Raw genomic sequence first — 23,946 nt, 5'->3', positions numbered from 1 at the left:
GCTTAAGCCACCTCCAGTTGACTCAAGTCTCTGGCTAACTGGGTCAGCAAGGGGATAGAAGCAGTGACCGGCCGCCCAGCAAAAAACGCCTGCTGCACATCGGCGTAAAAGGTCTGTAAGGCTGGCGCATGGGCCAGTAGTCTGGGTTGCTGCTGCATCAACTGCGGCAGATTTTCAGCGGTCACTGCCTGCCCGGCAAATTGATCCATGGCCCGCACCAGCAAGCGCATGGCCTGCAAATGCTCCGTAGCGTCATCCCCTTTGAGTTTGCGGATCTGGCGCCAGGCCTGACGGAAAGGCATGTGTTTTTCCTGCGGTAAGCTGATCCAGCCAGCGACCCAAGCCAGATAAAGCAGCGCCAATGCCAGCACGCTGGCCCAACCCGCCAGTGACCACAGTTGTGGCGCAAGCGGCCAGCTGGGCATAGGCGCATCCGGGTAAAGCTTGACGTGCTCGGCATCAATCCTGGCGGGCAGCAAGCTAGACACAATGACCTTGTCTGGCGGCACATCAACGGTCAACCGTTGTTGAGCGCAGCTGGACTGATCGCAGGTGAATTCAAGATGCAGTTTTTTTAAGGGCAGGATTTTAACCGTGTCGCCGGCAACAAAAATTTGCCAGTCTATCTGCAGGTTAATTACGCGCTCGTTGGCCAGGTCCTCATGTTGCCAATGGGCATCGCGCAACTCAATCGCCTCATTTTGCGCTGGGGCAGGCAAACTGGCCGGATCCAGCACAAAACCGGGCGGGACATGAATCTTGAGATGCTGGGTTGCGATACTACCCAGGGTGTAATCTGCCTCACGCGTGGCGCTTTCTACGCGTATGCTGGCGTGCGTTGTGGCTTGGGTGCTTGCTGTGGTGCTGGCGGCATATGCCAGCGTAGTGGCCGCCAGCAGATACCCTGCAAAAAATGTCGTCAGCCAGCGCGTAAACTGCATCGTGCCCGCAAACCGGTTGCTTGTGTTACTCATGCCATCGTCTCCATCAAGTGTCGGCTCACGTCTTCCGCACGCCAATCCGGGGCTAGCCACAAAGGGGATCTGGCACCCGCCTTAACCAAGGCAAGATTGAGCGACTGCTTTTGCTGCGCGGCATCCGCGGCGATCTGTGCGCGCAACTTGCGCCGCAATAGCCAGCTGCGCTCCTGGCCGGTTTCCATATCGCGCAAGCGTGCCCAGCCAAACGCAGGCAAATCCTCAAACGCTGAGGTATCGCGGAACACCACCGGCACCACATCATGTGGCTGAGCCGCACGCATGGTGGCTTGCAATAATGCCGCAGGCCAGAAAAAATCAGAGATGAGGAATACCAGCGCACGCCGGGAACCGATAGCCTCAATCGCCGCAGGGAGCGCGCTGGCGGTATGGCCCTGATCAGCGCCTTGACTGCTTGCCTGCTGCCAATAGCCATTAAACAGGCCATGCACCTGATGCGCGGTGCCAGGCTGAAAACTGGGCAAGCGTTGCAAACTGGCAGGCAAATGGTCACTGGCGGCGTGCATACCGAAGCCATCGCCCTGGCGCGTTACCGACCACGCGAGCGACGCGACAAAACGGGTCAGGCGCTGTTGCAAGTCTTGGGCAGAAGGGCCCTGAAAAAATAAGGAGCTGGAAACATCCACAATGGCATAGACATGAATAGCCGCACGTTCCAGATAAGTCCTGACCAGCCATTGCTGCGGCTGCGTGCGGATACTGGCGCGGATATCAATCCGTTTGGGATCTGGGCAAGCCAGTAAAGAAGCATAGCCAGCGAAGTCAGTGCCGTTGCCATGATGCTTGGTGAGTGTGGCGCCCGCGTGATAGCTGTGTGCCCGCCAGGGCACCGGATAAAAGAACTGGCGCGGTTCGAAAGTGGTTGGTTCAGCGGCAACGGTGGACGGCGGCACGTGCCCTTGCCCTGCCTGTTGCGCCATGGACTGACTTGACACTACCATGATTGACTCACACCCATCCACACACCAGTCGCGATCATTGCTTGAACCTGCCTCCCCGCTTAGGGCGCAGAGACTTTATCCAGCACGGCTTGCAGCAATTGCGGGGCAATCCGCTCATGCTGCAAGGCATAGGCGCCGCTCAAAAACACGCGGTGCGTCACCACATACGGCCAGACGGCGCGGATATCATCCGGGGTCAGGTAATCGCGCCCTTCCAGCCAGGCACGCGTACGCGCACTGCGCATTAACATGGCCATGCCACGTGGGCTGGCGCCCCCGGCCAACAAGCGGCTCATATCCACCTCGGGCAGGCTGATGCCTGCTGCCAATGGGTCTTTGAGCACCCGCCAGAGTTCTACCGCATACTCCTGCAAAGCCAGCTCGGCACGCACGGTGTTTTGCACCTGTGCAGCCAGCGCATTTAGCTGATCGTAAGGGGTGAGGCCTGACGGCAACTGGCCGACCAGTGCATCCACATCATAAAAGCGGGTATCAAACATCAGTGCCCGTTGCAGCTCGCGTGCGTCTGGCGCCTTCACCGAAATTTCCATCAGGAAACGGTCACGTGCCGCCGCCGGGATTTCAAACGTCTCTTCACGCTCCAGCCGGTTACGGTCGGCAAATACGGTCAGGTGCGGAAAATGATATTCACGGTTAAAAGCATTGACCGAGCGCTCAGCCATCAGGCGCAGAAACAAGGCATGGGCTTGTGGTCGGGCGCGGTTGATTTCGTTGAAAAAGAACACCGAAAGCGCCTCTTCATGCTGCAACAGGGGGCCGGGTTTCACCGCTGCCTGCCCCTGCTCGTTGATATAGGCATGGTATAAAAAGTCACTCGGCATGAGGTCAATCGCGCCCTCAATACGCTGATAACCCCCGCCCAGCAATTGCGCTGCCGCGCGTAACAGCGTGGTTTTACCCACGCCAACGTCGCCTTCGAGCAACACATGGCCACGTGAAAAAATGGCAATGGTGAGCGCCCTGACTTGCTCAGGCATGCCAACCACCACACTGTTTAATGCTTGCTCAAACGCCAGCGCACCGTCACGCCACGCGGCCAAATCCATTTGTTTTTCCATACACCATCCATGATTCAGAATGAAACAGGCCACTATCGACTGCACGCAATCGACACCGGGTTGCCACATACACAGGAAGGTGAAAACTGACACCGGAAACGATGTCAGCTTCCTAGGGGGGAATTTAAGATTACTTCACGTCAAATACGAAGTTGCCGCTGGATTTGGCGTTTGCAATGCGTTTTGCATTACGCGCATCCATGGCTTTGATGGCTTCCTCTTGCTTGTTAAGCTCTACCGGATCATGTTTCGGGTCGTATTTGGAACCCGCAATTTTTTCCGGATAGCCAGGTTTGGCTTCCCAGCAGTTACCTGGCTCTTTACAATTTTGACCATCGTAAGCCAGAGCCTGATTGGACACTGCCAACACACCAGCCACGGCCAGTAATGTCATTACGTGTTTCATCACTTTTCTCCTTAATCACAAATTAGCTGGTGTCTATTTTTCAATTATCAGAGGGCCACCAGCCTCACCCTCTGCTAAGCCGGTTAACTGTGAGGCGTTGCCGCGCCACCGTTTTTAAGGTTTTCTTCCTCCTGATGACGGATCCAGGCCATGATATGAATAATTTCATCCACTTGAAGACGGCCCTGTTGCGGCCCCATCATGCCGTTCGCCCCGCCATAAATGGTTTCAAAGATGCCTTTGTCGGTTTGATTTTTAGGGTAGGTCCAGTATTCATCTGTCAGCGCAGGTCCTAACTTGCCTTCAGCCAGGTGACCATGACAACCAGAACAGGCGGTAGAGAAAATCGTATAGCCTTTTTTGATCGCTTCAGGATCGGAGCGGTAAGGATTTTCACCGGTGGCTAAAAAATGCTTGGCCTCAGGGGTAAAGGTCTCACCATCCATAGGCGTAATGTTCAATACATCGCCCGAAATCGTGCCGCGGAACTCTAATGGCGGACCGTCTTTCAACGCGACATGGACGGCAGTGGCTGGGGTGGCAGGCGCGTCTGCTTTAGCCGCAGAAGGACTCGCAGCAGATTCATCTTTAGCGCAGGCCACCGTCAGGAAAGCAGCCATGACCAAGCCTGTCAGACCCAAAGCCATGGTCAGTGGTTGACGCAGGCGGCGTAAATGCGGTTGTTGAGATTCTTTCAATTCAAACTCCAAAACTTAATTAACAAAACAGTGTGGCTTATTGCAAACTCAACAGAGGAATGCCTTCATCCTTGAGGATGGCAGTTATCTCTGCGCCATGCGCATCAATCACACGATTCAAAGCATCCACCAGCTCGGGGTGCTGCTTGCTGACACCCATGACCACGTTGTAGTGCATGGGGATTTTTTCACCGTTGGTTTTTTTGGCGGTGTCTTCGACAATCACCATATTCAACGGCACTTCGGAAGCACGCACATAACGCGCAGCTTCGGGTGCCCACAACATCGCCATATGCAGGTGCATATTGACCACATCATTCACCAGCCGTGAAGGCTCGACGTGGATGTAACGGTTGCGGGTGGACTGGAAATTCTGGATTTCAGTAAAGTAGTCAAACATGTCGTCAAAACGGTTGATTTGCAGCAACATGTTTTTACCGGGGCTATCTGGCATCACACCGATACGGAAATTTTTCTCTTTGAGGTAGGGATGATCCCAGGAGGTCACATCAATTTCACGGTCTTTGCGTGTGATAAACACGTAAGCTGAACGGTAGTAAGGTTTGGTCGTCAGCACACGCGGATCATTCGGATCGGTGCCAATCAACACATCACATTTACCTGCTTCCATGTCTTTTTGCAGGGTGAGTGGATTGGTCCACCAGAAATAGTTAATTGGCAGATTCATGGCCTTGCCAATCACATTTGCAATCTTGTTTTCAAAGCCCTCTTGCTTGTCATTTGAAAAAGGCAGCTCAGACTTACCAGCACAGACATTGAGCGCATTTGCAGCCACGGCAGGCAACGCCAACAGACTGAATGCCAACGTGAGGCAGGCGCTAACCCAGCCAGCACGGACTCTTTTTACATCAGGAAACATATTTGCTCTCTTCACTCTAGGGCTGAGAACAGGGTGACCGGCCCGTCTTGCGACCGACGGCCACCCTGCACACTACATCAACAGGTTCAGGACTTGACTTACAGGCTGAACACCATCAGGCCACCGCCCATTTGTGTGTGGTTTTGCAGTTCTTTGAACGCACCAACCGCACCCAAACCAGCACTTGGGTCTGTCAGGTCAAATACCAGACCAACGCCTGGCCAGCCACCGACACCGTACATGCTGCCGACGTATTGTTTACCCTTGAAGGAGTAAGTCATTGGAGATCCGATACCACCAGATGGCATCTTGAAGTTCCACAGCTCTTTACCGTCTTTGTTATCCAACGCTTTCAGGTAACCATCCAGTGTTGCGTACCAAACCAGGCCGCCTTTGGTGTACAAAGTACCGCCCCAAGCTGCAAATTTCTCCCACTTGGTCCATTTGGCTTTACCAGTGGTCAAGTCAAATGCACGGATCTGACCCATTTCTTTCTTGGTTGGGCCATTCGGGCCAGGGTACATCGCCAGAGTTGCACCGACGAAGAACTGACCGGCACGGTATGGCAGCATGAACGGCTCCCAGTCCATACAAATGTGGTTCAGACCTGCGTACAAGGTACGGCTTTCTGGGTCGTAAGAGTCAACACCCTGGTTGTGGAAGCCCATCGCAGATGGACAAATGTTGGTGCCTTTGTGGTCCATACGGGTTGCAAACTCTGGATCACGCACTGGTGTGCCTGATTTCAGGTCCACTTTCTTGAACACGTTCACGGCTGGGTCGACTTTTTCAGCCACGATCAGCTTGCCGTTTTCACGGTTCAGCGTGTACAAGATACCGTTACGGTCAATGTGGCTGAGCAGCGGTGTCATCTTGCCGTCAACAGGTTGGTCAGTCAGCACCATCTGGTTCACACCAGCAAAGTCCCACTCGTCATGAGGTGTCTTTTGGTAACCCCATTTAGCCATTCCGGTGTCGAGGTCACGACCCCAGATAGTCATGGTCCACTTGTTGTCGCCAGGACGCATGGTTTCGTTCCATGGTGCTGGGTTGCCGGAACCGTAGTAGAACAGGTTCAACTTAGGATCGTAAGCATACCAACCCCAGTTAGTACCGCCACCGATTTTCCAGGCATCGCCTTCCCAGGTTTTGAGGCCCAGGCCAAATTGACCGTAGTGTGGGTTTTCTTTGTTGAAGTCTTTTGCCAAACGGATGGACTCGTCAGAACCGGTTGCGAACGCACGCCATTTCAGTTCACCTGTTTTCAGGTCCAGTGCGTTAACCGCACCACGCACACCCAGCTCAGCGCCAGAACAACCGATCAAGACCGTGTCTTTGGCGACAAACGGTGCCTGTGTCAATGTCTGACCGACTTTCGGATCACACATTTCCACTTCCCAGTTCACCTTACCGGTTTTGGCATCCAACGCCAGTACATGGCCATTGGCTTGTTTCTTCACGATTTGACCCGCGCCGTAAGCCAGACCACGGTCTACCACGTCACAGCACATCACTGCTTTGGTAGAAGCATCTTGCTTAGGTTTGTGTTGCCAAACAATTTTGCCTGGATCGTTCAGATTCAAAGCATAAGTGTTATTTGGGAAAGCGGAGTGGATATACATCATGTCGCCGATGACCAATGGCGCACCTTCGTGACCATTGAGCACACCGGTAGAGAATGACCAGGCTGCTTTCACATTTTTAACGTTGGATTTGTTAATTTGTGCCAGCGGGCTGTTGTGCTGGCTATAATAGCCACCGGTTGCCACAGGCCAAGCCCCTGGGGTGTTCAATGCCTTGTCCAGGTCAGCATCCGCAAATGCCAGACCAGAAACGCTGGCAAACAAGCCTCCAACCAAAGCGCCAACAATGGCACGTGTTGAATTGTTTTTCATACGATCTCCTAATCTCTCAAGAATGAGTTTGATGTGTTGTTGCAGTCACCCCCCCGAATGCTGCACTTCACGACCGAAATTGTTAATAATTTGTAACATTGGCAATAGATGAAACATTCCCTATCATCTATTCAAGAATTCATCATCGCATCACACCCCACAACGGGAATCTTTCACTACAGCCAGCCTAAGGATGTGGTCTATAGTGGCGCACATTCACTTGGCGCAAATTGACCGCCAACACCGTCAATAGCAGATGTGCTCTGCGCTGACTGAGTGGATCTTTCAAGTCATGCATTCATATCATTGGTCTATGCCATTCTTTAGGGTATTTCATCAGCTCGGCCATCTCAGTCGGGCCAGTCGTGACACGCTTATCGTGATCGCAGGCGTGGCCGTCACCTTTGTGCTGTCATCCGCATTCGACCTGGCAGAACGTGTGAACGCCTGGCTACTCACCTATGAATATGCGCAATTAGACGAAGTCCCGCTGACACTGTTTGTATTGGTGTTGCTCAGTGTGTGGTTCAGTCAGCGCCGCTGGCGTGAGATTCATGCCGAAATCCAGCGCCGCAAACAGACCGAGGCGCGCCTGAGTAGCAGCCAGCAGCTCTATAAAACCTTGTTTGATGGAGATTTGACCGGGAATGTAGTGCTGGACCTGGAAGGCAACATCGGCATGCACAACCGCGCCTTTGAGCGTATTTGCCGCCCACTGAGCCACAACCGCAATACACGTGAGTTGTTCAGCTTTGACTGGCTGCCATTTATTGTGCAATTGCAACAGCAGCAGGAAATCAATTTCAACAAGCTGCAAATCCGCCGCCCGGATGGCCTGCCGTGTTATGTGAGTGCCCGCTTTGTTTACATGGCGCCCAGCGACAACCAGGCCGCACAAATCCATGGGTATCTGGTAGATATGACCGAGCAATGCCTAGTCGAGCAGGACCTGGAACGTACCCTGAAAGAAAACCGTGTGCTGGCGCGCCATGCCATGCAGGTGCAGGAGCATGAGCGCAAATATATTGCCAGCGAGATTCATGACGAAACCGGGCAATACCTGACAGCGATCCGTATGGATGCACTCACCCTGCAAAAAAGCACGCCGGAGCAGGCGCATGTGATTGCGGTCAGAATCGCCTCCAATACGCAACACGTCCAGCAATCCATCCGCGCCCTGATCAAGCATCTGCGCCCACCCGCGCTGGATTCACTGGGCCTGGTCGGTGCCATCGAGCGACTGGTGAGTGACTGGAAAAAACTCAATCCGCGCGTGGATTGCCATTTGATGCTGGATACCGGCGAGCATGCCTTAAACGAAGATATCAATATCGTGGCGTTTCGCGTGACGCAAGAGGCGCTGACCAATATTGCACGTCACGCCCAGGCCACCGAAGTCTGGATCGATTTGCAGGTGATCCAGCGTCAGGACAAATGGTGGTTGCAGATTGAAGTACGTGACAATGGCAAAGGCATGGATACTTCACTGGCCACCGAAGGCGTCGGCCTGGTCGGCATGCGCGAACGCATCGAATCCCTGCATGGCAGCTTCAAGCTCATGAGTGGCTTGCAAGCCGGCACCTTGATTACTGGCCTATTGCCCTTGCAGGCACACCCGCAGGCTTTGCCTGCCTCTTCCTTACCCACCAACCCGGGAGTCAATGACTATGCAACATCCTAAATGGCCAGGCCTGATCGTACTGCTGTTCCCTTTTTCGCTCGCAGCCAAAGACCTCAACACGCTAGAGCAACCCTTCTTGCAGGCTTATAGCGGAAAATCCCGCCAATTTGTCGAAGAGCAACTGGGCAAACCGGTGAAAAAAGAAGTGGCCGTTAAACCCCATAACGCTGACCAGATCCTGCAGGAAAAAGGTCAAGCGACGGCAGGCGAAGGTGACAGCGTTGAAATGTGGTATTACCAGGGCAAGATTCAATATGCGCCAAATAAATATTTCAATACCGCCGAACTCACATTTGCCAACGACAAATGTGTGAACATCACCTTTGCCAACAAGAAGTAAGGAGTCGTACGCGTCATGGCCAAAGTAATGATCGCAGATGACCACGCCATGCTCAGGCAAGGCTTGCGGACCATGTTGGAGCAGGCCAACCACCAGGTCACGCAAGATGCATTGAGTGGCGAAGAAGCCTGCCTGCTGGTGGAAAAAAACCACCCGGACTTGCTGATCCTCGATCTGGACATGCCTGGCATAGGGGGGCTGGAAACGCTAAAACGCATTTTGCACCGCAAGCCGCAGATGCGCGTGTTGATTTTTAGCATGCATGATGACTGCATCTATGCCACGCGCGCGATTCAAGCAGGCGCACGCGGCTATGTGACCAAAACTGAGCCGCCAGAAGTAGTGCTGGAAGCGGTGCAGAAAATCCTCAAGGGCGGCCGCTATATCAATAACGAACTGGCACAGAGTTTGTCCATGTATCACCTGGAAAGCCAGGAAAACCCGATCCAGAAACTCTCGCCACGCGAGTTTGAGGTGTTCAGACGCATTGCCCAAGGGGAGGCGCTGGCAGCGATTGCCAAGGCCATGCATATTGGCTATAAAACCGTCGCCAACATCCAGACCAGTGTGCGGCAAAAGCTAGGCGTCGAAACCACTGGCCAGCTGGTGCATATTGCCGTGCGTTTTGGCATTATCAAGGGCTTGTAAGCGCAGGGTTGCCCATGATACTGATCATCGCCCGTAAAGAATTACGCAGCCTGTTTGCCACACCCATGGGCTGGCTGGTGCTGGCCATCTTTCAGGCCATTGTTGGCACTTATTACAGCCTGAGTTTTAACCAGTATTTCGAGATCATGCAAAGCGCGCATTGGCAGGTGCAGCGTATCGGCCTCACCCAGTTTATGGCGGAAGGTGTGTTTGGTGTGGCAGCCGTGCTGATGCTGTTTGTGGTGCCACTGGTGAGCATGAAGCTGATCAGTGAAGAGCGCAAAAACCAGACCATGGCCTTGCTCATGAGCGCGCCACTCAGCATGACTGAACTGATTCTGGGCAAGCTGCTAGGCATCCTCAGCTATTTGAGTCTGTTAATTCTCAGCATGGTGCTGATGATCGCGCTGCTGCTGCCCTGGGCAGAAATTGACCTGCCCTATCTGCTCACACATGCGTTTGGCTTATGGTTATTGATGCTAGCCAGCAGTGCACTCGGGCTCTATATTTCTTGCCTGACCGCCAACCCTATCCTGGCAGCATTCTGCAGCCTGACCGCGCTGACTTTTTGGCTGTTGCTGGATAAGTTTTTCAGCGACGACCACCAGGCCCTGTTTCATGATTTTTCACTGATGCAGCATTACCGCCAGTTTGCGCTGGGAATTCTCAATAGCTACGACATTCTGTTTTTTGTCTTGTTTGCCGGCTTTTTTGTGCTGCTGGCGATCCGGCGTTTACATGCGGACCGACTGTATGGCTAATACACCCAAAGACACCTCCACCGTCCCTGCTTTACGCCAGCGCCTGGCTCATTGGTGGCAGCACAAACTGGCCGTGCCTGCGCTGCTCATGCTGGCACTGGGACTGGGCTGGCTGGCCTGGCAGTTTCATGCCACGGCAGATACCACACACAATCATCGCAACACCTTATCTGCCACCAGCCAGCAGGTTCTCAACGACCTGCCGGGGCAGATAGAGATTATCGCGTTTTGCAGCAACAGCCCGTTCAAGGGCCGCTATTTCCGCAAGTCGATTGTGGCGCTGGTGCAGCGCTATCAGCAGCAACACCGCGGCATACATCTGCAATTTATTGATCCGGCCACCGCACCTACGCTGGCCAGAGAGTGGCAGATTAAAAAAGAAGGCGAAATGCTGATCCGCTATGCCGGCCAGCAGCAGCGCCTGTATTTGCCTTACACCGAAGAAGCCTTTACCAATGCCTTACTCAGCCTGCAGCATGGCGAACGCGCCCCGCTGCAATTTCTCGCGGCCCATGCATTGCATGACACGCATGGCACTGGTTTGAGCCAATTGGCACAAGCCCTACAAAATGCAGGCATCCCCGTCTTGACCGGAGACCTGCCAGCCACGCCAGCGAAAACCTTACCAAGTTTGGTCCTGGCCGGGAGCGACAAACCCTACTCGCCTGCACAAATCGCGGCGATTCGCCAACATGTGCAACAGGGCGGCAACCTGGTTTGGCTCACCACCTCGCCACAGGCACAGGGCTTGCAAGCACTGGCACAAGACCTGCGCCTGACCATTAGCCCAGGCATAGTCATTGATCCCGTCAATCGCCAGTTTGATATTCCCCTGCATGATTTAAGTACCCAGCGCTATGGCGCACGCGGACCAACGCAGGAATTTGGCTTGCGCACCTTCTTCAACCAGGCGCATGCAATAGAGCACCAGCGCATCCCGAATGACCCGTGGCAAAGCCTGCCGCTAGTGGCCGCCGCAGAGCAAGGCTGGGTGAGCGCAAGCTATCAGCCCGCCCATCCGGCGCCCTCCGCCATGACCTTTAATGCCACCAAAGATACGCCCGGCCCGGCCACGCTGATGCTGGCATTGGAAAAACCCCTAGCCTCGGGCAACAAACAACGCATTCTGGTCATCGCGAGCCCAGACTTTTTTTCTAACCAGCAAATCCAGCGCGGCGGCAACCTGGCACTCAGTCTGCAAAGCCTGCAATGGGTCGTGAATAACCAGCCTACCGTCAGCCTGCCCGTGACGCCACTCCGCGATACTGTGATTGCATTACCGACGCAGCGTACCTGGCTGATGCTGCTGTTTAACGGGTTTCAGTTTGGACTGCCATTGGCCTTGCTGCTCGCTGGCGGCTGGGCCTGGCGCAGAAAACAGCGCGCTTGAGGTAAGGTTAAAGGTTAGTGCGTTCAGAGGATTGAGAGGACGCTTGATAACCGCAAGATAATCAGTGAGATTGATGATTGAATCTATTTCATACGGCGGACTGAAGACGAGTCCGCCCTACACGGGCTAATCCTAGCAGACCTGAAGTTGCCATCTTATTTATCCTTGTTAACATTTAAAAAGCTATAAAACCGTGAGTACCAAATTGCAAGCAATCCTAATATGAAAAAACCTATTGAAAGAGGGTGAAAATTAATCAACCATAACTCTTGGTAATGCTTAAGGACTTCATTTTTTGAATAGCAGTCAACTGCATGACCATTAAGTTTCACTTCAGCGACCATATAATCTTTGGCAAATATGCCACCAACATTCCTAGCAAAAAGAACTTGCACAGGGGCTTGCTCACTGATAAGCGCAAGACTTTCACGCGTTTCACAAAAGGACGCGTTGTTAACACCAAATTGAGCGTAGCTGTAAGAAAACCAGGGATATATGTACAGATCATGGTCAAAAACGGTTTTATTTTTATGAGGATTAGGGACTCTAATTACATATTTGCCACCTCTGACGTTTCTTTTTTCTATTACCCCTGAAATTGTGTAAGTGTCATGCATATCCAAGTTTATTTTTGGCATATACCAAAACGTTGTCCAAATAAGCGTTAGCACCAGCTTTAGAAGAGTTTTCTTGTTCACATCAATAGCCCTCGTAGGGCGGACTCGTCTACAGTCCGCCATATGTTTTGGCTTCAACAAACAACCTATCAATTTGCATAACGCAAACGCCCTTCCATGCCAATTAAACACCGGAATCTACATCCTCACATAGCGTATAAAAAAGCCCCGCAATATGCAGGGCTTTTGTTGATTTGGCAGGTCTGCCATTCCGTTGGCAAGTCGATGCTTACAAGCCGGACAAACCTTTTTCAATCGCCTGATTATGTGTGGCTTCTGTTGGCGATGTTGGTGCAACCGCCGCAGGTTCTGGTTTGGCTGCAGGGACTGCAGGCGCAGTGGTGTCAGCGTTCAGGGTCATTTTAGAGAAGTCGCCATAAAACTCAACCTTGGCCTCTTTGCGCAAACTCGCAACCTCATTCTTGATCAGTGTTTGCTGTCCAGAGTTGACCAGGAACTGCTGGATCACTGGTTTGGCATTGTCAAAATTGACTGGCTGGCGATCAACTTTGGCCAGATACAGTAACACCAGCGCTTGTGGGCTCTTGACCACCAAGGTATCGCCGGCTTTCAATGCGTTAAGCTGCTTGAGCAATTCGAGTGGCAACTGCTCGGCGGCTTTGCGGCTGGCATTTACGTTAAAGACGTATTTATTGTCTTGCAGCCATTTAGCAATATCTTCTGGCGTTTTGGCGGCATTAATGCCTGCTTCAATCTCGTTAACATGTTGTGTGCCATCCTGTACAGCAAACTCCTGGATCACATACACATTACGCTCGCTGAATAATTCTGGATGCGTATCATAAAACTTTTGAATCTCATCGGCAGAAGGTGTGGCTTGCTTGGATGCCACTTTTTGCATATAAGCTTGTGCTAACACTTGCTGTTTGGTGGCTTCCAGGACTTGTAACACGTTAGGGTCACGGTCCAGCTTTTCGTCCACAGACTTTTGCTTGAGCAATTCCATGTCCACCATTTGCTGCAGCACTTTTTCAGATGCGGCTTTCACTTGCGACTGGTCCAGCTTGCCCAGTTTGGACAAAGCAAAATTCAACTGATGGACAGTAATTTCACTACCATTCACCTTGGCAACCACCTGGGAGCCGCCTTTGCTGGCTTCATCATGTTTGCTGCAACCTGCCATCACCAGCATCAGTGCTGGTACGATCAATGCGATTTTCTTCATCATCACCCTTTAATATTCGCTATTTTTAACTTCTGTTGCGATCACTCGCAACCTGATAACGGTTTTTAATCCGCAGTCTTGAGACAGACGCGCTGTTCAAGACAAACGCTTACACACCCGGTTCACCAATATTGCCAATGGTCACCAAACACTACCCACGCCCCTAAGAGCGCATTGGTGGTGACATGCGCAATGATAGCGACCCAAAGCACCTGGAAATGACGGTATAACCAGGCATATACCAACCCTGCCAACAACCCTGCAAACCAGAGCTGATGCTCCACAGCGAATAATACGCTACTTAGCAGGATTGCATAAGTCGTGACTGCGGCAGGTGACACAGTCATAAAACCGTTCGCATCCAGCCTGCGCATCAGATACGAACGCCAGAACAGTTCTTCAATTACAGGCACAACCAACGCCGAGCCTGCCCAACGGCAACTCAACCAGAACCAGTCAGCACTGGTCTGCAAAGGCATCGCTGCAGCATTCTGGGTTTCGCTGCCCCCCAGCCAGCCAGGATAAGGCGCAATCCACAGCACAAACACCAACACGCCCGCCAGCAAAGCAACCCCGATCTGCGCGCGCGCAGGTTTGTCTTTCAACTCGCGATAATCGGCTTTAAAGTAGATCAGGAGCCACAAGGCCAGCAAGCAGCGACACAAATACGCCGCTTGGCCCGCCACACCCAGCGCAGTGAAGAGCTCCACTAACCACGGTTGCAAGGCCAATAGCAGAATAAAGCCGATAAACGGGAAGATACGCGCACATTCTGCGCGCGTGAACCAGTGATCAATTAACCGCATCATGCAGGAAAGCCTATCATCAAACTTTCTACCTGCCTATGCTTGAAGCCATTTAAGGTGTTGCGACCTTGTCGACCTTGTTTTCCAGTAACTGACTGTGCTTTTCTTGCAGGATGTTTTCCAGCTCAACCCGCTTGAGTTGAAAAAACGGTTCTGAGCGCATGGCTTTCTGGTAGACGCTGGCATTGTCATACAAATTGACCAATTCATGCCCATATGCATACAAGCGGCTGTTTTTTTCTTCACAGCTAGTCAGCTTCTGTTGACTGTCATTGACCTTGGAGAGTAACTGTTTACGTTGCTGCTCGTTGCTTTCCTGCGTCGTATGCGCAAGCTTGAGTTGTTGCTCGGCGGCTTCAAGTTGCTGGGTTTTTTCGGTAAGTTGGGTTTGCAACTGTTTGAGTTGTGTGGATAACGCGTCTTTTTCCTGCAACAGTTTCTGGTTGTCAGACTGCAGATGCTGATTGCGTTTGACCTCGCCTTGCAATTTGGCTGAATGTGAACGCTGAGCGGACTGTGCCTGATCCAGCGCTTGCGACAAGCCCTTTTTCTCTTGCTCAAACTGCGATTGCAAGGCAGCTTTTTCCGCCTCCATATCCTGCTTCATTTTTTGCATCAGGATGGCGGCGCGTTTGGCCGATTTGTCCTGCTTTTCGGCAGCAACAGCGCCTTGTGAGGCTTGGACTAAAAAAACCATCAGCAATGCTTGAATCCATCGTTTCATACGCAGGCCTTAAAATCTTGCGTTCAAGTCAACAACCAAACTGTCAATCGACAGCTTGGGACCACTGATGGCATCAGTGCTGATCCAACGGGTGGTCAACCATGCATTATCGCCGATACCGTAATGTCCACCGAGGAAAAAGCCTTTGGCATCCGTGCCGCCCAGATGGAAGTTGTTGTCTGTAAAGCCATCAATCACCGCATCCGCTTCCAAGTATTTATAGCCACCAAAGACTTGCCAGTCCGCACGTTTTTTAACCAACGATTTCCCAACCATCAAAGAGACTTGATAGCCCTCATTTTCTTTCTGATAAAGGTTATTGGTACGGCGTAATATTTCTTGCTGGTCAAAGCCTATATTTTGGACATATTCGCCCTGTAAAATGACATGAATAGGATCAAAAGTCATCAAGTCAACCTGACCATTCAAACTAATCAGTTGAAACTTGGAGGCCAAGCCACAAGGCCCAGCAAAACCGCTCACGATACTGCCACAAGCGACGCCACCAGGCACATTGGCATCAATACTGAAAGTATTGTTGCCTTTTTGACGCCATGGCATGGCAGTAGCATCATAGAGGCCAGGAAATGACGCGGGGTTCAAACGGCCTTCAACATTCTTGAAATCATAGTAAGCCATCCCTAACCGGACTGTACTATGGTTGTTCGCTGTCCATTCCACCCCAGCTTGTGCACCATACATCCATTTATCTCTGGCAAAGTTGGTGTCCGAGCTGTTAACACTTTGGATGGGAAACGCCCCGACACTAGAGAGAAACTGCCAGCGGTCATTAATTTTGGGGTTCATGTTGGCCACGAAGCCATCCAGTGCCAAGCCCGGATCCCAAATCAGGTCGGTCTCTACCGTCTGGTTAGTGGTATAGAATGGATTCTCAAACCGACCGCCTGTCAGCGTGAACCAGTCATTGACTTTGGCGGTCAAGAAGGCTCGATCCAGGCCAATGGTATATTTACCCTCTGAGAACCCTTCGGTTTGGTTAGGACTCACAGGGGCACTCAGTTGACCGGTAGTGAACCGGATGCCACCATCTATCCAGCTGTTGACATGAATATTGGCACCAAATCTCGCCCTCACACGCTCACGCTCTTGGTCTTCTGTGGTGTTGTTGACCTGGATATTACGCACTTGAGAGCTTCTAAGGATCGCTGGTAATGTATTGTCAGATGCAAACTGGTCATACTGATAGCGTAACCTCAGGTCACCATTCCACTCAATCCGGTCTATCCAGTCAGGCAGTGCCAAGCGCTCACCGGCCTTATAATTGAGTTTCTTCATCACTTCTTGTTCTATCTCAGCCCGCATTTCATTTTTGATATGCTCAGGGACATACTGCACACGGATCGATTTATGTTGACCAGATTCTGCAGTCTGATCTGGATTGGATTCGTCCGTCTGGGCAGTCGCCGCAGAGGCTGCTTGCGCTTCCTGCGCCTTCTGTTTTGCTTGTTGCGCCTGCTTCAACAGGGCATCTGCTTTGTCTTTGGACAGCACGCCCTCTTGCACCAACAACTCGATCAGACTCAGTGTGGTGGCACGCACTTCTTCCAGTGACTCGCGCTCTCCAGCGGCACTCACACCAGACTGGCTAGCAAAAATAGCGGCCAGCGCCAGTGAAATCTTCCAGTTTCTTAATTTGATTTGCATCATTATTCCCTGTTTGCTCTGTATCTACGATGACATTGCCCATCTTCAATTTTTGGTTATGACATATTCTGCGAGGTCACCCTGATCACCACTTTGCGCGGCATATCTTCGGGCGCCTTGTCGCCTAAAGGCGGGATCCTGGCTAATACCTTGCGTAACAAGGCATCGGTTTCAGGGTTACCACTTGAATCCAATAATTCGGCACGCTCAATATCGCCATTGGCATTCAAGTAAACTTTGACCTCAATCTGATATTTGGCTTTTGCCAGCTCAGGATCCGTCGCTAACACTTTTTTGACCTGACCATCAATCTTGCTGGTAAACCAGGCAAACGCGGCCATATTCTTTTTGCCGCCAATCTTGGTACTCACCTCGCCGCCCTTGTACTCGTTATTCACGGCACCTGCTTGGAACGGACTTGGGCCATCCCCTGCAGCGCCTTCCATCTTGAGGGTCTCGGCAGGTGGTGCTTCAACCGGTTTGGGCTCCGGGGCTTTAGGCGCCTCTTTTGGCTGCTCTTTCGGCGTTTCCTTGGGCGGCTCTTTAGGGGGGGGGGGCGGAGGTGGCGGCGGCGTATCAGGCAGCAACTTCACAGTAGTGATTTGTTTTTTCTGTGTCGGCCCACCCGAGAACAATTTCTTGATGCCATAGGCGATACCGGCCAACACCGCCAACACCAGCACCAAGATCAGGATGCGGGTTGCCCACAGGGGTGCAGGTTGCACCTGGGTGTCCGTGGAAAGGTTATCTTCCATCACCATCCCCTAGGTCCCAATTTTGCCGGTGACCAGGCCGACGTTTTCAATTTGCAGGCGGTTGACCAGGTCAATCACGCCAATAACCCCGGCATAAGGCGCTTGCGGCTGGCCTTTGATCATGACGTTGAATTTCGGGTCCATGGCCTTGGCCTGATTCAGCTGTGTTTCCAGCTCGGCCATGGTCACGCCAACCCCATTGATGGTGAGCGTGCCGCCCTGCTGCACCTGCACGATTTTGATATCGTGCTTTTCGGTGCTGGGCTTGTTAGATGGCTTGGGCAGATTCATGGTCAGGCCTTGCACACCAGCCGTGGTCATCAGGATAAAAATCACCAGCAGCACATAGGCCAGGTCCAACATGGGCGTAATGTTGATGGTGTCGTATGGTTGAGCGTCGTTCTGGACTTGCATGGCTTACTCCACCACTTTCTTGGTCACCAGGCCGACTTCAGTAATGTCCAGCCGCTTACAGATTTCCAGCACCTCAGAGACCTTTTCATAATGGGCAGCGGCATCGCCTTTGAGCACCACCGGCAGCTCGGGATTGCTGCTTTTATATTGCGCCAAGCGTTGCTCGAGCTGCGCCATATCCACCGGGAACGCATCAAGGTAGACACTGCCATCACTGGTGACGGTAATCGCGCGCATTTGCGGTTTGGCCAATGCAGCAGAGTTCACCGTGTGTGGCATGTCGACTTTGACGCCTTGCACGGAGGCGGTAGTCATGATGATAAAAATCACCAGCAGTACGTACGCCAAGTCCAGCATGGGCGTAATGTTGATCTCATCGTAGAGCTGGTTCTCTTCTTTGACGCCTTCTGACATCGCTTATGCCTTATTCCTTACCGTACAGTTCAGCGGTACGGGTAATGAACTCATCGACAAAAATCTGCATGGCGATGGTGATGTTTTTGACACGGCTGGCCAGATAGTTGTAGCCAAACAGGGCAGGAATCGCCACGCCCAGGCCAGCCACCGTGGCCAGCAAGGCGGCCGCAATCCCCGGCGCAATCGCGTTCACGTTAACGTCACCGGCGGCAGCAATGGCAGCAAAGGTGATCATCACACCCACCACAGTCCCCAACAGGCCCAGGAAAGGTCCACCGGAAATCGCAATGGTCAGCAACACCATCATGCTGTTCATGCGCTGGGTTTCACGGACCAGATCGGCATCCACAGCGGCCTTGATCGCATCAATTGAGGCGCCGCCCAAAGCCACTTTGCCATCCACTTCACGTTTTTTGATTTCACGTAAGCCCGCTTTGTACAAGCCAAACAGATTGGAGTGGGTGTAGCTACCGGTTTTGTCCAGTGCCAGCAAGTCAGCAGCATTAGACTGTTGAAAGCGCTTGAGAAACAGGTCATTGTCTTTGTCAGTACGGCTCACCAGGCGTGCTTTGCTCACCATCACCCAGGCGCTGATGGCGAACATCACCGCCAGAATCGCGATCACCACTTTGGCGTCCACGGTCAGGCTGTTGATCAGAATGCCCATGTAGTTGGCTTCGCCGCCTTCGCCCTCTTCTTCCTCACCGGCAGCCGCCACTTTCACCATGCTGGCATCCGCGCCTTGTGATTGGGCAACCAAGGTCAACCAAGCGGCACTGCGGGCCGTATTGGCAAGCTGCAATTCATCGACTTCAGCATTCAGGTTTTCGCCCAACGTGAATGTCGCGGCCGCTTGCGCATCGGTCACAGCGACTTGACCAGCGACTTGGCCATTCAGGTAAATCAAAGCTTGGCCAGCCTGAAACACCAACGCCACATGCTGCCATTGACCGGCCTTTAACTCACCCGCTTTGGTCGTTGCGCTGCCAGCCTGCATGGACAAGGCGCTGCCATCCAGCTGCAGGCTGACGTTCCCGCTTTTGAACAGGACCGCGGTTTGTGGCAAGCCGACCGGCTTGACCCAGACGGACCAAGTGCTGCCATTGGCCAACACTGGCACAGCTGGCAAAGTCAATGCCAATGGGCTGTTATTCAGTACAGCACTTTCTGCAATCAACCCGGCTTTTTGTACAGTCGCGTTGCCGCTAGCCGTGAGCTGGCTTGGGCCACTATCTTTGAGCAATCCACTTTCAGAAAAAGCAAAACGGGCTAACAATGCAGGATCATTAAGCGCCTGCGCATCACTGGCCGCTGTTGCGGACTCATTACCCGCTGCCACGCTGATAAACAATTCTTTATTGGCAGAAGAGACTTGTGGCAACACCACCCAAGCCACGGCCAATTCGTTGACGGCATCATATTTTTCCAGGGTAAACTTGAGTTCAGTTTTGTCATCTGCGGCAATAAAGCGTAAATCGGCACCATCAACATTGGCGCTGGTGAAATCAAAATTGCCAGAATGCAGACGCACCAGCACGGGCGCCTGATTGACTGCCTCTTTGATATTAGTAGTGTCTATGCTGATTTTTTGCTGGCTAGCCCAGTCTTTGTTCCATGCGGCCACGCCAGAAGCAGAGAATGTGAGCCCTAAAATTGCAACCAATAAACCAAGTGTGTTCTTCATAGTTTTGCTGACAAGTGAATTTGAGCAGCAAGTCTAAAGAGAGAATGTTGCAGTCACATTAAGACAGGACTAGTCGGACTAGTTTTTTCTGACACGTAGCCAGAAAGCAAAAAAGCCCGGCGAACCGGGCTTTATCTTGCATCTACAAACCGCGTTATGACTGACGGCGTGCAGCGATCCAGCCAATGATCCCCAGGCCCAGCAACATCAGACCAGACTGGGTAGGCTCTGGCACAGCGGCTGCATAAGTCAGGCTGCCAGTCCCAGAACGACCCAAGGTCGTGTCATACGCAAAAAAAGCATCGGAGGCATCGGCACTGCCCGCGATAAAGCTAAAGCCAATCGCCGGGCTGTTGGAATCCACAGACCACTCAATGCCAGTAAATACGCCATCTTGAAACACAGCCGTCGCACTGGATAATGAAGGCGTACCCAGGTCAAACAGGCTGCTGCCAAATTTGAAGTTCAAGCTGCTCAGGTTAATTAACTCAGTGCCGCTGGACAGCAGGCCAGCGTCATCAAAGCTGAATAAGCCTTGGTAGCTGGTGCCATTGTAATAACCGGAATCCACCAGGCCATTAAACTGCAGGGATTGAATGGCCGCTTGCGCAGGCATCACCACTGCCAGCAAGGCCACCAAGGTGAGTTTTTTGATCATATTCATTGCAATATTCCTCTAGAAAACTTTGAAATAGTAAAACTTTTAATAGTAAAAGTATGCATTAGTAAAACTGTGAAAACTTGAGCATTACAGTGTGAAATCACGGGCAGGGATCACTTGTTTTGCCGTCAGGCCTTTGAGCGTCACCAACGGTTTTGCGGCCGCAGGGCCTGCAGCACCGTCACTGTCTACCCAAAGCTGCACACCGCCGGTCACATCCACCAGGCGCAGATAGCCACCAGTCAATGCAGTATTGGCAGAAACGCCCAGTGAAGCCAGCAAAGCGGTCAACTGCACTTTGTCGGCATAAGGGGTAAAGTCAGTGATGGTGTCGCCAGCTTCACGCAGGCTGCTGTAAACAAACACGTCGTTGCCTGCACCACCCGTCAGCGTATCCACGCCCAGGCCACCGTTAATGATGTCGTCACCCGCAGTGCCTACCAGCACATCACGGCCAGCCGTGCCCGTGCGGGTCACACCAGCAGTCGAGCTGGCAATCGCCAGATCAATCAAACGGCCACCTTTGTCGTACTGGTTTTCCAGGCCATACAGGTTGGTGGTGATTTCATCGCCATCGGCATTGTTCAAGCGACCCAGGCCACCTTCAGACTTAGGAGTTTGGATGTAATTGGCTAATGCCTCTTGATAGGTGATCGTGAATGGGCTGTTTTCAAACACCACACCATTGGCTGCAAACGGGTAACCATCGCCACCAGCGGCAGTAAAGTCTATGGTGGTGAAGGAGAAGGTGTGGCTATTGTTGACGACCACACCGTTATCAATCAGTACGGTGCCGTCATCCAGCACCACACGTTGAATGCGGCTCCCTGTGCCTTGCGTGGTCCTGGCCGGGTTGCGGCTGTCGTAGATCACTTGCATGCCAGAAATCTGGGCATAGCGGCCATTGGCACGGCCAGTCGGGCTGGTGTCACCATAACCGTGTTCCAGCAAGTCTTTGAGCTGGGTCGCGTTCATAGAAGGCGCGCGTTTAACCAGGTTGGTAAACGGCAGGATATTAAAGGTGTCACCGACAGAGACATTGCCAGCCGCAGCGATATTGGTACGGATACCGCCACCGTTCTGAATCGCCACATCAGTTTTACCGGCAAAACGCATCGCGTCAGCCACCAGATCGCCCAAGCCAGTTTCAGCATTACGCACCCCTGCCACAAAAGTGCATGGCAAGGCAGAACAGGACGTATGTGTTGGGCCGTTTAGTTTCACCGCAGTGGTGCCGATGATTTGTGCATTGAGCGCATTGATATAATTTTGCACGGGTGTCACCACCTTGCTTTGCAAAGTCGCATCACCAGCCACGCGGTCAGGATCGGCTGTAGCACCAGACACACGCATCATCTTGCTCGACTCCACCCCGGTAAATGTGCCGTTGGCATCATCAATGCTAAAGTTGAGCTGGCCCACATAGCGGTTACCAAAATGGCTGGTCATCACTGGTACATTTCGTCCATTGGCATCAACCGCATAGACCGGATCAGAGTTATAGGTTGCTGCCACACCGCCGTTGATCAGCAGGTCATCTGGATCCACCATGAGTTCATGGCCGCCACCAGACAATACCAGGTCTACCCCCGTCAATGCCGGGATCACGATATCGATCTCATTCGCTGCATTTTGCAGATGGCTCATCATGATGACGGTCGTCACCCCTTGCTCATTCCGCAGACGGTTGACTTCAGCCTGGATCAGAGGAATTAAAGCTTGCAGGTTTTGTGCATCGGTGTGGTTAGCATCGTAGCCAATCACGCTGACTGCACCCGGTGAAGAAATGGTAGGCAACAGAGGAGTAGTCGCCCCGACCAGGCCAATTTTATGCCCGGCTGCGGTGGTGATCACTTTGGAAGGTGCCACTTGACCACTGGCTTTTAAAGCACTGAATTCAGCCGTGGCGTTAAAGTCTAGGTTGCTAGAAAGATAGGTACTGCCAGATACTTTGGCAAAACGCGCCGCCATTTGTGGCCCGAGGTCAAACTCGTGGTTGCCAAATACCATGGCATCAAAGCCAATCTGGCGCAAGGCAATCGCGTCATAAAAATCCTGGCCACCATCACTATAGCTGGTAGACAGGTTATTCAGGCTGGCCGTGAAACGTGGCCCAGGCAAAAAGGCATCGCCCGCATTGAGTTTAAGTACGGTGCGGCCTTGCGCAATCGCCGCCGTTTCGGCATTTTTGATCACGGTCGCCAGGCGGTCCACGCCACCATAAAATGAAATTGCCTGGGCACTGGTGTCGCGCAGGTTACCCTGTGCAGACAGCAACCAAGTTTCCTGATCCCCCACATGCAACAGGGTCACGCCCTCAGCCCACACGCTGTTGGCAGTCATGGCCAAGGCCACGCATGCCGCTAATTGTTTCAGTTTAAACATGCTTTTCTCCACAAAGTGTCATGCGTTTGCATGACACTTATGACAAATAGTTAATAGACGTTTGAGCGATTAACGGGCTTGACGGCGGCGGACCAGTGCCAACACACCTAAACCGGCCAGCAACATACCTACACTGTCAGCTTCAGGCACAGGTGTGACCGCTGCAACGGTAAAAGCAGTCGTGTTGGGGACCAAGGCAGCAGAGTTGCTGTTATCGACGGTATCGACTTTCCAGTTATCTACATTCGCCACCTGTGATTTGTAATCTGCAAAGCTATTCAAACCATTACGCACGCCGTTATATTCAGCATAGTCTGGCTCGCTAGAAGCCCCCGCCTTATCAGTCAGCTCAATCGCATTTACGCCCTTGGTCAAGCCAGTGTTGGTTAAAGGGCCGTCTGCATCGAACTTGCCATTGGTAATCGCGGTCAAGAAAGTAGTTGGTGCTGTGGCACTGTTACCCAGGTAGGCATACACCGTTTCTTTGGCGTTAGAAATCCCCCAGTTAGTATTACCACTCACGCTGACGCGGGACAACACGCCGGTGGAGGCAGACAGGCTGGTTTTGTCATAGGCGGAAAAACGCACCACAGTACCCGCGCTCACAGCATTGCTGGACACCCACTGGTTATAGCTTTCGCCACTGTTGAAAGCGCTGCCAGTCCATTCGTTGTCGCTGAAGAAAATGGTGGTGTTGGCGGCGATATCGACAAAGGTCACAAATGACAAACCATCTTCATCGGCATTAAACGCAGTGAACATGATGTCACCGGCATTCAGGGCCGCATTGGCTTGGCTAGACAGCAACAAAGCTGCCATTAAACTGATTTTTTTCATCTTAAATATCCTCTCACT

Annotated in this window: 24 protein-coding genes; 5 read left to right on the top strand and 19 right to left on the bottom strand. The window is 52.4% G+C overall.

The window, feature by feature from the left end; translation table 11 throughout:
• Positions 1-2 precede the first annotated feature (2 nt).
• The 7 genes from ACT53C_RS14185 to ACT53C_RS14155 form a co-directional block, all read right to left on the bottom strand.
• Positions 3-974 (bottom strand): hypothetical protein, encoded by a 972-nt coding sequence (locus ACT53C_RS14185; RefSeq protein WP_476147009.1) that lies wholly within the window; start codon positions 972-974, stop codon positions 3-5.
• Positions 971-1,939 carry a DUF58 domain-containing protein gene (locus ACT53C_RS14180; protein ID WP_476147007.1) on the bottom strand — a complete coding sequence of 323 codons (969 nt, stop codon included), beginning with the start codon at positions 1,937-1,939 and terminating at the stop codon, positions 971-973. Before ACT53C_RS14180 ends, ACT53C_RS14185 begins: the two co-directional genes overlap by 4 nt.
• 59 nt (positions 1,940-1,998) lie before the next feature.
• Positions 1,999-3,018, bottom strand: coding sequence for an AAA family ATPase (locus ACT53C_RS14175; RefSeq protein ID WP_476147005.1), 1,020 nt, complete (start codon positions 3,016-3,018; stop codon positions 1,999-2,001).
• 130 nt (positions 3,019-3,148) lie between these two features.
• Positions 3,149-3,424 carry a methanol dehydrogenase [cytochrome c] subunit gene (locus ACT53C_RS14170; RefSeq protein ID WP_194747393.1) on the bottom strand — a complete coding sequence of 92 codons (276 nt, stop codon included), beginning with the start codon at positions 3,422-3,424 and terminating at the stop codon, positions 3,149-3,151.
• A gap of 83 nt (positions 3,425-3,507) precedes the next feature.
• Positions 3,508-4,122 carry a cytochrome c(L), periplasmic gene (moxG, locus tag ACT53C_RS14165; RefSeq protein ID WP_476147003.1) on the bottom strand — a complete coding sequence of 205 codons (615 nt, stop codon included), beginning with the start codon at positions 4,120-4,122 and terminating at the stop codon, positions 3,508-3,510.
• Positions 4,123-4,159: 37 nt separating this feature from the next.
• Positions 4,160-5,002, bottom strand: coding sequence for a methanol oxidation system protein MoxJ (moxJ, locus tag ACT53C_RS14160; RefSeq protein WP_476147001.1), 843 nt, complete (start codon positions 5,000-5,002; stop codon positions 4,160-4,162).
• Between the two features lie 98 nt (positions 5,003-5,100).
• Positions 5,101-6,897, bottom strand: a complete 1,797-nt coding sequence (locus tag ACT53C_RS14155) for a methanol/ethanol family PQQ-dependent dehydrogenase (protein WP_194747397.1) — start codon at positions 6,895-6,897, stop codon at positions 5,101-5,103.
• 292 nt (positions 6,898-7,189) lie between these two features.
• On the opposite strand from ACT53C_RS14155, the gene ACT53C_RS14150 reads away from it, so the two are divergent.
• The 5 genes from ACT53C_RS14150 to ACT53C_RS14130 are packed head-to-tail and all read left to right on the top strand — an operon-like array spanning position 7,190 to position 11,717.
• Positions 7,190-8,578, top strand: a complete 1,389-nt coding sequence (locus ACT53C_RS14150; RefSeq protein WP_228518681.1) for a sensor histidine kinase — start codon at positions 7,190-7,192, stop codon at positions 8,576-8,578.
• Complete coding sequence (locus tag ACT53C_RS14145; protein ID WP_275357165.1) at positions 8,565-8,918, top strand: hypothetical protein; 354 nt, start codon at positions 8,565-8,567, stop codon at positions 8,916-8,918. The genes ACT53C_RS14150 and ACT53C_RS14145 overlap by 14 nt, the downstream gene beginning before the upstream one ends.
• A gap of 15 nt (positions 8,919-8,933) precedes the next feature.
• Positions 8,934-9,566 carry a response regulator gene (locus tag ACT53C_RS14140; protein WP_194747401.1) on the top strand — a complete coding sequence of 211 codons (633 nt, stop codon included), beginning with the start codon at positions 8,934-8,936 and terminating at the stop codon, positions 9,564-9,566.
• Positions 9,567-9,580: 14 nt separating this feature from the next.
• A complete protein-coding gene (locus ACT53C_RS14135) occupies positions 9,581-10,327 on the top strand; it encodes an ABC transporter permease (RefSeq protein ID WP_194747403.1) in 747 nt (248 codons plus the stop codon).
• Positions 10,320-11,717, top strand: coding sequence for a DUF4350 domain-containing protein (locus ACT53C_RS14130; protein WP_476146997.1), 1,398 nt, complete (start codon positions 10,320-10,322; stop codon positions 11,715-11,717). The genes ACT53C_RS14135 and ACT53C_RS14130 overlap by 8 nt, the downstream gene beginning before the upstream one ends.
• A 155-nt stretch (positions 11,718-11,872) precedes the next feature.
• Here ACT53C_RS14130 and ACT53C_RS14125 read toward each other — a convergent pair whose 3' ends face one another.
• The 12 genes from ACT53C_RS14125 to ACT53C_RS14070 all read right to left on the bottom strand — a co-directional run bounded on the left by ACT53C_RS14125 (position 11,873) and on the right by ACT53C_RS14070 (position 23,928).
• A complete protein-coding gene (locus tag ACT53C_RS14125; protein WP_476146996.1) occupies positions 11,873-12,415 on the bottom strand; it encodes a hypothetical protein in 543 nt (180 codons plus the stop codon).
• A gap of 208 nt (positions 12,416-12,623) precedes the next feature.
• On the bottom strand, positions 12,624-13,583 hold the full coding sequence (locus tag ACT53C_RS14120) for an EpsD family peptidyl-prolyl cis-trans isomerase (protein WP_476146994.1): 960 nt from the start codon (positions 13,581-13,583) through the stop codon (positions 12,624-12,626).
• A gap of 119 nt (positions 13,584-13,702) precedes the next feature.
• On the bottom strand, positions 13,703-14,389 hold the full coding sequence (locus tag ACT53C_RS14115) for a CAAX prenyl protease-related protein (protein WP_476146992.1): 687 nt from the start codon (positions 14,387-14,389) through the stop codon (positions 13,703-13,705).
• 49 nt (positions 14,390-14,438) lie between these two features.
• Positions 14,439-15,083 (bottom strand): hypothetical protein, encoded by a 645-nt coding sequence (locus ACT53C_RS14110; protein WP_476146990.1) that lies wholly within the window; start codon positions 15,081-15,083, stop codon positions 14,439-14,441.
• A 36-nt stretch (positions 15,084-15,119) separates the two neighbouring features.
• Positions 15,120-16,778 carry a putative porin gene (locus ACT53C_RS14105; RefSeq protein WP_476146988.1) on the bottom strand — a complete coding sequence of 553 codons (1,659 nt, stop codon included), beginning with the start codon at positions 16,776-16,778 and terminating at the stop codon, positions 15,120-15,122.
• A gap of 53 nt (positions 16,779-16,831) precedes the next feature.
• A complete protein-coding gene (locus ACT53C_RS14100) occupies positions 16,832-17,530 on the bottom strand; it encodes an energy transducer TonB family protein (RefSeq protein WP_476146986.1) in 699 nt (232 codons plus the stop codon).
• A 9-nt stretch (positions 17,531-17,539) separates the two neighbouring features.
• Positions 17,540-17,944: an ExbD/TolR family protein gene (locus ACT53C_RS14095; RefSeq protein ID WP_194747416.1), complete on the bottom strand. Its 405-nt coding sequence runs from the start codon at positions 17,942-17,944 to the stop codon at positions 17,540-17,542.
• 3 nt (positions 17,945-17,947) lie between these two features.
• Positions 17,948-18,358, bottom strand: coding sequence for an ExbD/TolR family protein (locus ACT53C_RS14090; protein WP_018986307.1), 411 nt, complete (start codon positions 18,356-18,358; stop codon positions 17,948-17,950).
• Between the two features lie 10 nt (positions 18,359-18,368).
• A complete protein-coding gene (locus ACT53C_RS14085) occupies positions 18,369-20,045 on the bottom strand; it encodes a DUF2341 domain-containing protein (RefSeq protein WP_476146983.1) in 1,677 nt (558 codons plus the stop codon).
• A 154-nt stretch (positions 20,046-20,199) separates the two neighbouring features.
• Positions 20,200-20,709, bottom strand: a complete 510-nt coding sequence (locus ACT53C_RS14080; RefSeq protein ID WP_476146981.1) for a PEP-CTERM sorting domain-containing protein — start codon at positions 20,707-20,709, stop codon at positions 20,200-20,202.
• Between the two features lie 84 nt (positions 20,710-20,793).
• Positions 20,794-23,091: a 5'-nucleotidase C-terminal domain-containing protein gene (locus tag ACT53C_RS14075; protein WP_476146979.1), complete on the bottom strand. Its 2,298-nt coding sequence runs from the start codon at positions 23,089-23,091 to the stop codon at positions 20,794-20,796.
• Positions 23,092-23,160: 69 nt separating this feature from the next.
• Entirely contained in the window at positions 23,161-23,928 is a 768-nt protein-coding gene (locus ACT53C_RS14070; RefSeq protein WP_476146977.1) for a PEP-CTERM sorting domain-containing protein, read from the bottom strand.
• Positions 23,929-23,946: the final 18 nt, after the last annotated feature.

The organism is Methylophilus sp. DMC14, from assembly GCF_056314085.1.
The sequence above is the reverse complement of the archived record's forward strand: the minus strand, read 5'-3'. Positions and strand labels throughout refer to the sequence as shown.